Source organism: Nostoc sp., assembly GCF_036917775.1.
In the GTDB taxonomy this organism is placed as follows: Bacteria; Cyanobacteriota; Cyanobacteriia; order Cyanobacteriales; family Nostocaceae; genus Nostoc.
This window is the reverse complement of the sequence record NZ_JBALEQ010000065.1, coordinates 1-12770: the sequence shown is the minus strand read 5'-3', so window position 1 is coordinate 12770 and position 12770 is coordinate 1. Positions and strand designations below refer to the sequence as shown.

At 40.7% G+C, this 12770-nt stretch carries 12 protein-coding genes and 1 pseudogene; 4 read left to right on the top strand and 9 right to left on the bottom strand.

The window, feature by feature from the left end; genetic code table 11:
• Positions 1-95: 95 nt before the first annotated feature.
• From V7K69_RS11160 to V7K69_RS11130, 7 genes and pseudogenes are all read right to left on the bottom strand, one after another.
• Positions 96-817 (bottom strand): annotated as a pseudogene (locus tag V7K69_RS11160) (IS982 family transposase); the annotation flags it as partial.
• Positions 818-1063: 246 nt separating this feature from the next.
• Positions 1064-3166, bottom strand: coding sequence for a GAF domain-containing sensor histidine kinase (locus V7K69_RS11155; RefSeq protein ID WP_335034227.1), 2103 nt, complete (start codon positions 3164-3166; stop codon positions 1064-1066).
• 137 nt (positions 3167-3303) lie between these two features.
• Positions 3304-3870, bottom strand: coding sequence for an IS630 family transposase (locus tag V7K69_RS11150; RefSeq protein ID WP_335034235.1), 567 nt, complete (start codon positions 3868-3870; stop codon positions 3304-3306).
• Complete coding sequence (locus V7K69_RS11145) at positions 3855-4121, bottom strand: winged helix-turn-helix domain-containing protein (protein ID WP_335034224.1); 267 nt, start codon at positions 4119-4121, stop codon at positions 3855-3857. Before V7K69_RS11145 ends, V7K69_RS11150 begins: the two co-directional genes overlap by 16 nt.
• A 220-nt stretch (positions 4122-4341) precedes the next feature.
• Positions 4342-4617: an HU family DNA-binding protein gene (locus V7K69_RS11140; protein WP_193948174.1), complete on the bottom strand. Its 276-nt coding sequence runs from the start codon at positions 4615-4617 to the stop codon at positions 4342-4344.
• Positions 4618-5167: 550 nt separating this feature from the next.
• Positions 5168-5998 carry a WD40 repeat domain-containing protein gene (locus V7K69_RS11135; protein WP_335034217.1) on the bottom strand — a complete coding sequence of 277 codons (831 nt, stop codon included), beginning with the start codon at positions 5996-5998 and terminating at the stop codon, positions 5168-5170.
• Positions 5999-6092: 94 nt separating this feature from the next.
• Positions 6093-6566 (bottom strand): oleate hydratase, encoded by a 474-nt coding sequence (locus V7K69_RS11130; RefSeq protein WP_335034212.1) that lies wholly within the window; start codon positions 6564-6566, stop codon positions 6093-6095.
• Between the two features lie 463 nt (positions 6567-7029).
• On the opposite strand from V7K69_RS11130, the gene V7K69_RS11125 reads away from it, so the two are divergent.
• Positions 7030-7722, top strand: a complete 693-nt coding sequence (locus tag V7K69_RS11125) for a class I SAM-dependent methyltransferase (protein ID WP_335034233.1) — start codon at positions 7030-7032, stop codon at positions 7720-7722.
• Positions 7723-7811: 89 nt separating this feature from the next.
• Positions 7812-8378 carry a hypothetical protein gene (locus tag V7K69_RS11120; protein WP_335034209.1) on the top strand — a complete coding sequence of 189 codons (567 nt, stop codon included), beginning with the start codon at positions 7812-7814 and terminating at the stop codon, positions 8376-8378.
• A 60-nt stretch (positions 8379-8438) separates the two neighbouring features.
• Here V7K69_RS11120 and V7K69_RS11115 read toward each other — a convergent pair whose 3' ends face one another.
• Together V7K69_RS11115 and V7K69_RS11110 are read right to left on the bottom strand one after the other, a co-directional pair.
• Entirely contained in the window at positions 8439-8669 is a 231-nt protein-coding gene (locus V7K69_RS11115) for an HU family DNA-binding protein (RefSeq protein ID WP_335034206.1), read from the bottom strand.
• A gap of 18 nt (positions 8670-8687) precedes the next feature.
• A complete protein-coding gene (locus tag V7K69_RS11110; protein ID WP_335034203.1) occupies positions 8688-9746 on the bottom strand; it encodes a hypothetical protein in 1059 nt (352 codons plus the stop codon).
• Between the two features lie 1012 nt (positions 9747-10758).
• Here V7K69_RS11110 and V7K69_RS11105 point away from each other — a divergent pair.
• Entirely contained in the window at positions 10759-11568 is an 810-nt protein-coding gene (locus tag V7K69_RS11105; protein ID WP_335034200.1) for a GNAT family N-acetyltransferase, read from the top strand.
• Positions 11569-11939: 371 nt separating this feature from the next.
• Complete coding sequence (locus V7K69_RS11100) at positions 11940-12689, top strand: MFS transporter (RefSeq protein WP_335034197.1); 750 nt, start codon at positions 11940-11942, stop codon at positions 12687-12689.
• Positions 12690-12770: the final 81 nt, after the last annotated feature.

The following is a 12770-nucleotide window of genomic DNA, read 5'->3' as shown; positions in this document are numbered from 1 at the left end:
GGTTTGAGGAGATGATGTTTTGCTGACTAATTTAAGCTTTTGAGACTCAGTGTAACTAACAATGTAAAGTTTTGTATCACTATTCAACATTTCTGGATTTTATCAATCAACTTTACTAAGCGATTTTTCATATTTTTCTTGGATTTGGTAATTAACTGTAAACCTCTATCGTAGAGTTCCTCAAATAGTTTTTGTGAAATATATCCTCGGTCTCCAAAAAGTTTGCTTTCTTATGTCTTGAGTCATATCCGGAACTGGTTTTCGGTCATCTATGTTTGCAGGAGTTAATTTTAAAGCGAGCAATTCTCCTTGATCATTAATGATTAAATGTAGTTTAAATCCAAAATGCCATTCAACCGAATTTTTACCCCATCCAACTAATCCTTTAAAAACCTTATGAGAACGTGCCCGGCAGTTATGGCAAACAGTTATTGGAGTTGAATCGATAAAACTAATTCCCGTAATTTCTCCCGTTAATGTGTGCAAGAAACAACACAGTAGCATCAAGCTCCTTCGCGCAGCGTCTCGAAGAGAAGGCATTAATTCTACAAATCTCGTGTAGCTGACTAAATTCGGGAATGCTCTACCCCAACCGGGGATTACTTGCATTGTGTAGAATTCCTTAAAAGTTCGATAGCCACTGCCGTGAAAAGCTATCACAATGGTCATAACTTCCGATAAGTGCATTCTCGACTGACTGCGACGCTCCCCACTTATGGATGCTAATTGTGGTACTTGCTGCCATAAGTTTTCCCAGGGAAAAGCAGAAATCATCGATGTCGCAGAATATTTGTGTGATATCGAGGCGAGATACAATGGTAGACTAAGCACTGACCCTTGTTTTGTTTAGATATTTTTAGTCTCGGCGTTTTTTTGTGCCTTTTTTGCTCATTCTCAATCAATCTTAGCGTAGGCGTAGCCCGCCGCAGGCATCGCAACACCTGTCTAGTTTCTCATGTTTCATATCTAGCAAGCTTTTTGCCGTTTTCTATCCGTCGAACTCACGTTATTTAGGCTGAAGATTTCCTGAAAGTTGGTATGGATGTGCAGATGTATGTGCTAGTTACAACGGTAGCTGAATCACAAATTCAGTTCCTTCGCCAAGTTTAGAATTCACTTCGATTGCTCCACCATGTTTTTCTACTACAATTTGACGGGCGATCGCTAATCCCAATCCTGTACCTTTCCCAACAGTTTTGGTAGTGAATAAATGGTCGAATATTTTTCCTTGCACCTCTTGTGTCATACCTTTGCCATTATCGCGGATATTGATGTGTACCTGGTTTGATATCACTTCAGTACGGATAGTAATTATTTGGGGATTGGCTTCCAGTTCTTTAAAGGATTGAGTTTGAGCCATTTCGTCAAACATATCGATGGCATTGGCTATGATGTTCATAAATACTTGGTTTAACTGTCCAGGGAAGCATTTGATTGTCGGTAAATCGCCAAATTGTATGACTTGAATCGCTGGACGGTGTTCGTTGGCTTGAAGACGATATTTCAAAATTAATAACGTGCTATCGAGTCCTTCATGGAGATTGGCAGTGATTTTGTATTCGGTATCAGCACGGGAGAAGGTACGAAGACTATTACTGATATTTGTGATGCGATCCGTTGCTATTGTCATTGAATCAAGTAATTTGAATAAGTCTTCCAAGAGAAATTCCAAGTCGATTTTTTTGGCATTTTTTTGAATTGGCTCAACTGGGTTGGGATAGTGCTGTTGATAAAGAGCTAAATGTCCGAGTAAATCTTGTACGTACTCTTGACCATTGGTGATACTGCCATTGAGGAAACCAATGGGGTTGTTGATTTCATGGGCAACCCCAGCCACTAAATTTCCCAAAGATGCCATTTTTTCGCTTTGTACCATTTGCAATTGGGTATTTTGCAGCTCTACATCTGCTTGATGGCGTTCAATAGCAATGCGGGCAAGATAAGTTGCAACTTCCATCAGTTTGCGATCATGCAGGGTAAATTCACCAGCTACAGGCTGATACATGGCCAGGGTCGCCAGCACCTGTCCTTCCGCACCTAAAATTGGTGTGGAGGTACAAGCCCGCAAACCAAAGTCTAAGGCAACTTGATAATTAGCCCAGAGGGGATCGGTAGCAATATCTGTCACCGTGACAGATGCTTTGCAATAGGCAGCAGTCCCACAAGAGCCGACATCTGGGCCAATTTTCAGGCCATCAATTAAGGCATTGTAGGCTGCTGGCAAACTGGGGGCTGCGGCATAACGTAATCGCCCTTCAGCATCAATCAGCAAAAAGGAACAATAGGCTGGATGATGAGCGTGGCTTTCAATGGATCGGGCAGTTTCTGCCAAAATAGTGTTGAGAGAAACTCCTTGGGCAATCAATGCCAAAATTTGCTGTTGTCCATTAGAGAGTGCCAAGACTTCTGCTAAATCCTGAGACTTTTGTTGAGCATCTTGGAGTGAGTGTTCCAACTGTTGATAGAGTCGGGCATTTTCCAAGGAAATGGCAGCTTGGGTGCAGAGGAAATTGAGAATTAAAATCCGCTCTTCGGTAAATATTCCACTGGTGAGTTGATTGTTGAGATATAAAATGCCAATTAAATGCCCTTGATGGAGTAGGGTCATACATAGTATGCTTTTGGGCTGGTGTTGTCTAAGATAGTCATCAATTACAGGTAAGGTAGTTTCCATGTTGTCAATCACCACAACTTCTTGGGTGTTTTTGACGTACTGAATCAGCTTTACTGGTACATGGAAATTATTAGTGAGTGGTTCAGCACACAGTTGTGTTTCATTGGGAGTAGCGATCGCTCGCACTTGCCATTCTGCGGTTTCACTGAGCAAAATCAAAGCATAGCGATCTGCTCCTGAGTTTTGCAGAATGATTTGGGTGAGTTTATGTAGAAGTTCATCAAATTGAATTGTGCTAGAAAGTGCTTGAGAAGCTTTGAGGATGGAGGCAAAATCGAGAGTTTGATTGATTTTTGTACTTCTGGAATTGCTATGAGTACCCTTATGAACTGATAACGTAGGCGCAGCAATGGCCATCAGTGTAGTCAAGGTATCAGTCGATGTCACTGTTTGTTGCAAGATGGGGCGTAGCAATTGGGGATAACGGGTTTCTAAGTCTGCAACTTTGGCTTTAGCTCCCCACCGACTGTAACAATAGTAAGCTTCTTGCATATAAGCTGCGGCAACTTTCTCCTTCCCTTGAGCAAAATAGAACTTATACCAATTTAATATGAAGCTGCATAGAAAAGAGCCTCTAAAATAAAGTTATAAGAAGAGACAGATATTACCTGCTCAAGTGTAATACCAATTTAATATGAAGCTGCATAGAATAGAGCTTCCAGGATAAAGTTGTAAGAAGAGACAGAAATTACCTGCTCAAAAGTAAGTTGGTCAAATATTTCTTGGATGCGCTCGTGTAAAGTTTGTAAAGAAGAGAAAAGCTGATTTTTGAGTGGTTTCTTGAGGAGCTGCCAAAGCCTTTCAATGGGATTGAGTTCCGGGGCTGAAGCTGGTTGAAACAAAGGAATAATATTTTCTGGCCAACAAATTGCGGAACTTGTATGAGCAGGTGCTTGATCAATTTGTAAAATAGCGTAATCACTACCTAATTGCACAGATAGCCAGTCCAAAAACTGTTGAAAACACTCACCATCTAGTTTTGGATATTCATACAGGAAATGATCTCCAGTCAATGGTTCAATTGCACCATAAATCCAAAAGTTGTCTCTTGGCCATATCACCTTAACAGTGGGCTTGACTCCGAAAGCTGTAATCACTTTTCCTGTAAGAGTTTTGAGTCCAACCCTAGTTTCATCCTGGCACAGGTAGCGAACACACTTGCCGGGCGCTAGATGTTTTTCTAGACAATTAAGAATGATTCCGAGTTTTTTTTAAATTCAGATATCAATTTCTCGTCTTGGTTATGGCTTTGAGGGCGAGGCACTTTTAGTTTTGCCCCTAATCTATATCGAACCCAGGCATAAACCATTGCATACTCTATATCTTGTCCATGTTCTTGTTTTAACCACTCAACTATTGCACCATAGCTACTAAAGCCTTTTCCTGTTTTTAACTCCTCTGAGAGTGCTGCGCTCGCCAGCCCGGAAGCAACGCGATCGCTTTGCAAAACTCATTTACAAAATAGTAAGCCAATTATAATGCTGACACACTTTTGGTGTGATTCAGAAATCAACTAAATGCCCCAGTATGGGCAGATAGACAATCGCACTTGTGTAACATCTGCAATTCAACACCCAGATTCCATCTACCGTTTCCCCACGCTGTCTTGAGAAAAGCGAGAGTTACAGCTTTACAGTGATTGGATAGCCAGTGGTAAAACAATTAATCTATGGCGCTACTTTTTCTTTAAACTGTTTTCCAGCAGAAAACGCAGGCACTTTGGTCGCTGGAATTGTCATTGGCTCATTGGTTTTCGGATTACGCCCTTCACGTTCTGAGCGTTCGCGTCGCTCGAATGACCCAAACCCTACCAGCGTTATCTTCTCTCCATTAGCTACAGCTTCGGTAACAACTGACAAAAAAGCACTTATGACTTCATCAGCTTGCTTTTTTGTGATGTTGGTCTTTGCTGCTACAGCATCTACTAATTCGCCTTTGTTCATAAATCACCCTGAAGTATTGCAAATATTGGAAATCTAGCATTACTAGCTTTTATTAGCAAAGGGGTGAAAGGAGTAAAAATCAAGCAACACACGAAAATTAACAATGCACTGCTACTAACAATGCACTGCTACTGCCTCTTAGACACTCAGGCAGTCCAACCCCATTACAAAACCAACGGCAGCAATTCCTTCATCACCTTTGTCATGTAGAATAACTGTGGGTACAGCCGAGCGCAACACCAAAGATATTTATAAAGAAAAAGTTCATCCGCTCCTTTGCTCCCGATTTGACAAGAGCCAAACAGCATTGGTGATTGGAACTAACACTTGAACTCTTTAATTTAATTAACGCCGACGCTTCACAAGGATGAATAGAGCGATCGCACTTCTAGAGTTAAGATATCTCTTAAAAAGTAATTTAGGCAGGAATGATTAAAGCAATTAGTGAACGCTTATCAAGTGATTGAACTTTACCTACAGAGTTGAGAGAAGTTTTAAAACCAGACGAATAGCTCAAGCGCAAGACTCTCATAACTTTCCAAACATTCTTTTACGGGTGGTTTGGTGCAGGAATTTTCCACTCTGTAATTCCGTCCTCTGTTGCACTAAACAAAGTCTTGCCATCCCTACTAAATACCATTGCTCCCGACCAGTTGCTTACATCGGGCAGAGTTGCTTCTATATTTCCTGTTACCAGATTCCAAACCCGATATGGTTTATATCCTCCACCAGTAATTAAAGATTGCCCATCAGGACTAAAGGCGATGGTGATCTGCGGAAAATAGAAGCCCCCAAAATCCTGCAACAATTTTTCTGTTGTCAGGTTCCACACTTTTACCTGCTTGGCACTACCACTAGAGAGCAACTGACCGTCACGACTAATGGCTAAAGCAGATACTGCACCATAATGTCCAGTCAAAGTGGTGCGCTTTCGTCCAGTTGCCAGATCCCATACAGTGATGTGATTGGAGTAATCGCCACTAACCAAAGTCTTGCCATCTGGAGTCAGCGCCAAAGTTATTACAGCATCCGGTGTTTGTGCCAATGTGCTTGTTAATTGTCCAGTCGCCAAATTCCATATCTTAATAGTATTGTCGGAACTCGCACTCACAATTGTTTGCTGATTGGGTGTGATCACCAGTGCATTTACAACTTCAGAATGCCCTTTGAGCGTAAATTTGAGTTTTCCCGTCGCTAAATTCCAGACCTTAATGGTCTTGCCTAAACTCCCGCTCACCAAAGTCTGACCATCAGCAGAAAGCGCAAGGTCATAAATATCATTCGCGTCTCCTTTGAGGGTTAATTGCGGCTGCTGACTTGGCAGATGCCAGACGCTAAAGCTTTTGCTACCGCCGCCCACTAAGAGCTTGTCATGTAACAACCTTGCCTCTTTTGAGCTAGAAATGCCTTCTCAGTAAGCTTTCTAGATAATAAATTGTAAAAGTTGTTTCTTGACAGGCTCTAAGGTGTGACCATCAGAAGAAAGGGCGATCGCTTCTGCTACTCCACTTAACTTCTGCACTACTGTCAAATCGCAATACTGGGAATGAGGCTGCGACAACTTGCAGATATTTGTTGCTCGGTAACTGCTCCACAAATATGCTCCGACTTGTATCAAAAAAATTATAATCGCTACACCACGCAGCAACCATATCTGTTTTTTGCTCAACCAGTTGTCTAACATCAGCTCTGTTCTCTTTTCGGTAGGTAGTTGAATTGATCGCAAACAGCTTATGGGGTATAGGTTGCACTGTTTCAGGTTGTACTGTTTCAGGCTCCACTGTTTCATCAGGGTTCCCGGCTCTATCCATACTTCCGCCCAAGAGGGGCTTTGCTTTTAGGATAAAAATATTTTCGCCAGGGGGTCTACCATCGCTAATCATGAAGGCAGTGGTTGCCAAAGAGCCGATACCACCACTCAACAGATAAGCATTAAATTCCTTAACCATGTCAATTGACTCCCTAATGAGTTTAGTTTAATCGTGTCTTATGTCTTTTGTTAGCCTAAATCTAAAGTTATTGACGTGTGGAACGAATGATGATTTCATTTACATTAACTAGCTTGTAGCTGGATCAACGTTTTTGTCCCGGCAACGTCACTAATCCGAACCGCTATCATCATACCGCTTGAGTTCGGGAGCAACGCGATTTTGTGAGATCGGGGTTTAATTATCAATTACATCGCTAAATTATTAATAAAATCAGTTTTTTTGTTGCGATCGCACTCAAGCACTCTCATAACTCAATGCTCAGAAATACTGTGTTAGGACTGTAAACCAATGGTTGCTTTGAGGAGCCATAATCAAAAAGGTGATTCGCAACTTTTAGTCCGCGTAGGTTAGCCTGCAATTATGATTTTCAGTTCAACTGGTATAGACTGCCATAATTGACAATGGAATGGTGTCGATTTTTATGTTGGAGCAACAACCGGAAAATTTACAGTTTTATATTAAACAGCTAGCCACAGAAGCGTTACAAAAATCAGACCCCTCGGCATGGTTTGAAGTTTTATATGCCAAAGCCAAAGGGGACACAGCACAAATTCCTTGGGCTAAGTTAGCTCCTCATCCTTATCTACAAGATTGGTTGACGAATCATGAACCGTTCGCTTCTGGGCAAAAAGCGTTAGTAATTGGTTGTGGCTTGGGAGACGATGCCGAAGCTTTAGTAAATCTGGGGTTTGAAGTAACCGCCTTTGATATTTCACCGACAGCAATCGCTTGGTGCCAAGAGCGATTTCCTAATTCAACTGTCAACTATATAGTTGCAGATTTATTAGCAATTCCCTCACAATGGCATCAAGCTTTTAACTTTGTTTTTGAATGTCGCAATATTCAAGCTTTGCCTTTGAATGTGCGTTCTTGGGTTATTTCTTCAGTTACCTCTGTACTTGCTCCTGGTGGAACGCTGTTGATGATTACTCATGTTCGAGACACAGAAGCTGAACCATCGGGTCCACCTTGGCCATTATCTAACTCAGAATTAGTACAGTTTAAAAATTTAGGGTTATACCAAGTAGAGCAACTTGTGTTTTTAGAGTCTGGGCAAATTGAGGTTAAACAAGTTCGGATTGAATATAGAAGACATAATTCTCTGAGCAAGTAGTAATTAATGCTCGAATTCTGCTGCTGTTATTCAGAGGTCAAGTAATTTGCAACTTCTTTTTGAACCCAAGTCATATATAGCTATCAACTATGAAATTATTCAAATACCCAATTAAGCTTGCTTCTTCTTGCTTTGCCATCTGTGTTATCGCTTCTACGACTGCGGTAATTGCTCAACCCAAATCTCCACAAACTAATTCAGCAATAAAATTAACACCGACTCAACTAAAAGTTTTACGTTCACTAGGCTTAAAAATAGCATTACCAAGTTACATACCCACAAATTTTCATGCCGACAAGGTAATAGTCTCGGCTGGACGCGAAAATGTTGACAGTTTGCGTTACTTAATTGTTTACCAAAATTTAAGTGCAAATAAATGCTTTGCAATTGAGTCAGTATCTGGGGGTATTGGAGACTTACCTTCTGGGTCGCGCAGTTACCCGATAAATTCTCCGATATTTGGAAAAAGCACTTTGGAGCAAGGATTATACGGGAATGCCAAACAACCAACATTGCTATCGCAGTGGTGGGGAGAGCAAAATGGCCCCTTTTACAGATTTGTTGGTACGGGAGTAATGCCAGAATTGTCTAATTGCAGTAACGTTACTCCCCAAGAAGCAGTCAAAGTTTCACAGTCGATTCAATACTTGAATTAATCTAGCGTGGCTTTGCAGTGATTGGATTGACAGTACTAAAGTAAATACATTTGTTATTGATTAGGGTGCTACTTTTTCTTTAAACTGTTTCCCAGCAGAAAACGCAGGTACTTTGGTCGCTGGAATAGTCATTGGCTCATTGGTTTTCGGATTACGCCCCTCACGTTCGGAGCGATGCCTACGGCGGCAAGCTACGCGTCGCTCGAATGACCCAAACCCTATGAGCGTTACCTTTTCACCATTGGCTACAGCCTCAGTGACTACTGACAAAAAAGCACTAATTGCTAGCATATAAAGATAAATGCCAGCTTAAAACAATCGTCCACAAGGAATTGTTCCACGACGAATCGCATGACCGCTGGTTTCGGAATCATCTGCCCAGAAGAACTGTTTAAGGTTGCTGGCGCATTCAGAATTGGGGGCAATGGCAATACCTTCGTTATTAATGTTTGCCATCGAACTTGGACGTTCGTAACCCTTGCTGATGATGAATTTGCCTTTCGTTGGTGAGCCAACGGTGGTATCGATGGCAAGCAGAGTTGAACGGTTACTGCAATTGTTGTCACAATAAGCCCATAGAGTTGCATTATCGCGGTCGAAGGATAAATCCATGATCTTTGTATTACCGCTGGCAATTGTAGCGATACGCCTATACGTAGAGTCGGAGTTGAGCGCGTAGGCATAAATTTGTCCATTCGCTTCCAGTCCAACGAAAAACAATCCCGTCCCGTGTAACGGATAATTAGCTGAATTGTACGGCAAATTGGTACTTTCATCTATAAATCCATTAGCCTGCAAATAACTATCTGGCACCCACGCGATTGCTTCCAAGCCTAGATTAGTAGAGCTAACCGTCGGCAAATTAGAAGTTAAGTTCCATTCCTTAATAGCATTAAGGGTAGTAGCACTACTACTAGTATCATAACTCAGTACACTGAAGCGGTTCGAGCCGCTGCCATCTCGCTCAGTAGAGATATAGATAGTCGTTGAAGAAAACTCGGCTTTAGTCATACCTTCTGCATCCGGCGCACCAGTCCCATTGGGATAACGTAACGTTTTTCCCGAACTCCAACCATTAGCAGTATTTTTGACAAAATTACTACCGTTCCAAACCATGTTATAGAGTTTTGATGGCGAATTTTGCACCCCCCACAACACAGCTTGTTCTGTTCCAGTTGCTGGGTCGTAGAATAAACCGCTGAGATTACCACCAAACTGGTTGGAGCCATCGGTAGTGACTACAGCTGTGGTACTAGGCCATACGCTGTAGGTGACAGCGGCTGCTACTAATTTTGCACTCAATAAACTGATGCCACAGGCAAAAAACAGCTTTTTGAGCGCAAAGGAAGATATTGCTTTACATTTCATTGTTTGATAATCTCTCTTAATAATTAATGATTGAAACCCATACGCTCTCCAATTATCGATGCGTAGATTGTTTGGATTCCTCGGCATCACAAAAGTGGGGGTAAAATCCACTCTAGCAATTGGTATGACTTCAAAAATTATATTTGGTTAAATTTTTGGTTAAAATTGGTTATTTTCAGAAAGTTTTCGTCACAGAATAAAACTGCTTTTGTAATGTCCAAAATTTGGCCACATTTTGCCCGACCATTTTAATCACCTGGTCATTTTTTTTCATTATTGATAAATTTTATCCTAGTATTGTAATTAGATAGCAAAGTTAGGATTAATTTCTAAATATTTTTCAGTACCAAATCCTTGCCTGATAATTGAACGTTGAAATTATCATAAAGTCGTAGAGTTGGAAATTCTCGGTTAGTTATGGGGCGACAATTTTAATCATTATGAGTAAAATAATGCTCTTTTACCTTACCTTTTTTAGCTGTTAGAACACCATTACAATAAGGACACTTAAGTAAAGTCTTTCCCCTGTTGATATCTTCAATACATATCAAGATACCTTCTTCATTTACACCAAATTTTAGCCACATCGTCAGATCATTATTGAATAGTTAAACTTGCTCTTACAAGTGTGCTTCAACTTGTAAAAAATGTATCTATCTTTTGGGCTAGGTAATGTTGATTTGAAGAATGTAAGTGCGATGGAATCAAGCGAGTATTGAGCTGAAATATGTGTTTTTTGCTGCGAGATGACCTCAAAAGGCATAATTTCTCGTTACTAAACACGACTTTTTTGTTCCTACTGTATCAAACTATCAAGACTATACAGGGCAAGGCTTTTTCGACCTAGAATGCAGTTTTTTACACCTATCTCGGTTTCATACCTATTAGGCATTAATTCTTCGTCTTACCCTTCTAAAATGAGCGAACACTAAGTAATATTCCCATTTGCTACTAAAAATAAACACATTATAATGTGAAAAAGTACGAGTATATACTATAATGCGAACCCTTTATGCTAGCTGAAAAAAACATTGCTTCAAACTTAGTTATTGAAACCCACGATTATCTATTACGGCTAGCAGTTACAGAAACAGATTTAATCTCGTTATACCGGTTACGCTTTGAAGTTTTTAATTTGGAACTGGGTGTAGGACTTACAACATCTAATGCCAACCAATTAGACCGAGATAAATTTGATGATGTTTTTCATCATTTGATGATAATTTCAAAGCGTACAGGTCAAACCATCGGTACTTATAGGCTACAAACTTATACAATGGCTTGTGATGGATTTGGCTTTTATTCGAGTCAGCTATTTAACCTAAATGTTATTCCCAATTCCGTGCTTCATTCGAGTGTCGAAGTTGGACGTGCCTGTGTTGCTAAAGAATACCGTAATAGCAGGGTCTTTTTTTTACTATGGAAGGGAATAGCTAAATATTTAGTTTGGAATGGTAAGAAAAATTGCTTTGGAACGTCATGCTTCGTAAATCAAAATCTTGAGCAAGCGGCTTGTGCATATCGTTATTTCCAATCATCGCAATTGTTATATCCAAATGTTTTGGTTTATCCACATTCCCAATATAGATTTGAAATTGACCAAATTTTGACTGATGTTGATCATGTTGATATTCCTAATATTTTGCGTGCATACTTGCGGATTGGAGCAAAAGTATGTAGCTTACCAGCAATCAACCGAGAATTTAAATCTATTGATTTTTTGACTTTATTCACTATATCTGCGATGAATCGGCGACATTACCAAATGTTTTTTGAGGAGGAAGACAATTTTGTTCCTTTAAGCGCATCACAGCGTCAATGAGCAAAATTATTGAAGAAGAATTCAGCAAGTCAGAATGGGCTAAACCTTAGCTATCCGCTAACAGGAGTCAAAATCAATGTTCGCCCTAGGATTCAGACCCTAACCAATTGTAGACACCGTGAAGACGATAGCGCAGCGTATACCCTTCGGGATACAACGCTATGAGCGACGCAGGAGCGTCTGGGGTTTTAAACCCGTTTATTCAGACGCTCTCTACGAGACGCTAGCGCGAACGAGTACTCGCTTGCCGCCGGCGCTATCCACCAGTCGCACAGAATTCAATTTTGTTAGCGGATAGCTAAGGTTTAGCCCATTCTGGTGACTGACGCATATATTCTGTTTGATAATTTTTAATTCCAATTTAAAACTAGATGATACAGCATACTGCAACCCACCATCTACGAGTTTTTATTATTATTTGGTTAGGACAACTGATTTCCCTCATCGGTTCTGAACTAACTGGCTTCGCACTGGGTCTTTGGGTATATCAAAAAACTGGTTCGGTTACTCACTATAGCCTTATTTCCGTATTTACTTTGCTACCGGGGCTAATAATTTCTCCTGTAGCTGGAGCTTTAGTAGACCGTGAGAGCCGACGATGGGTGATGATATTTAGTAACTGCGGTGCTGCTTTGTCTGTGGGCGCGATCGCCTTACTATTTGTTACAGGTAAGCTGGCGGTCTGGCATATCTACGTAATTGTTGCTTTTTTGAGTATTTGTAACGCCTACCATTGGCTAGCTTATAGCGCCTCGATCACTTTACTAGTACCTCAGCAGCATTTGGGTCGTGCTAGCGGTATGACACAATTAGGAGAAGCTGTTGGTAAAATCATTTCACCAATATTGGCAAGTCTATTATTGGTTACTATTCAACTACAAGGCATATTCCTTTTAGACTTTAGCAGTTTCTTGTTTGCAATTGTCACCCTACTAATAATCCAAATTAGAGAAGTAAAAACTACTAATAATAATCAAGCTGATAAAAAGTTACCACTGCAAGAGGTACGATTCGGTTGGAACTATATTACAGCTAGACCAAGACTTTTCGGACTGCTTGTTTATTTTGCGATCGCTAACTTTACTGTCAGTACTGCTGAAGTCTTAATCCTGAGAGGGTGACAAGGCAACTCTAAGCTAGATGGGACAAAACTTTGAGAAGATGGTGGAGACAAAAAATAGGGAGCATTTTTGTGGCTCCCC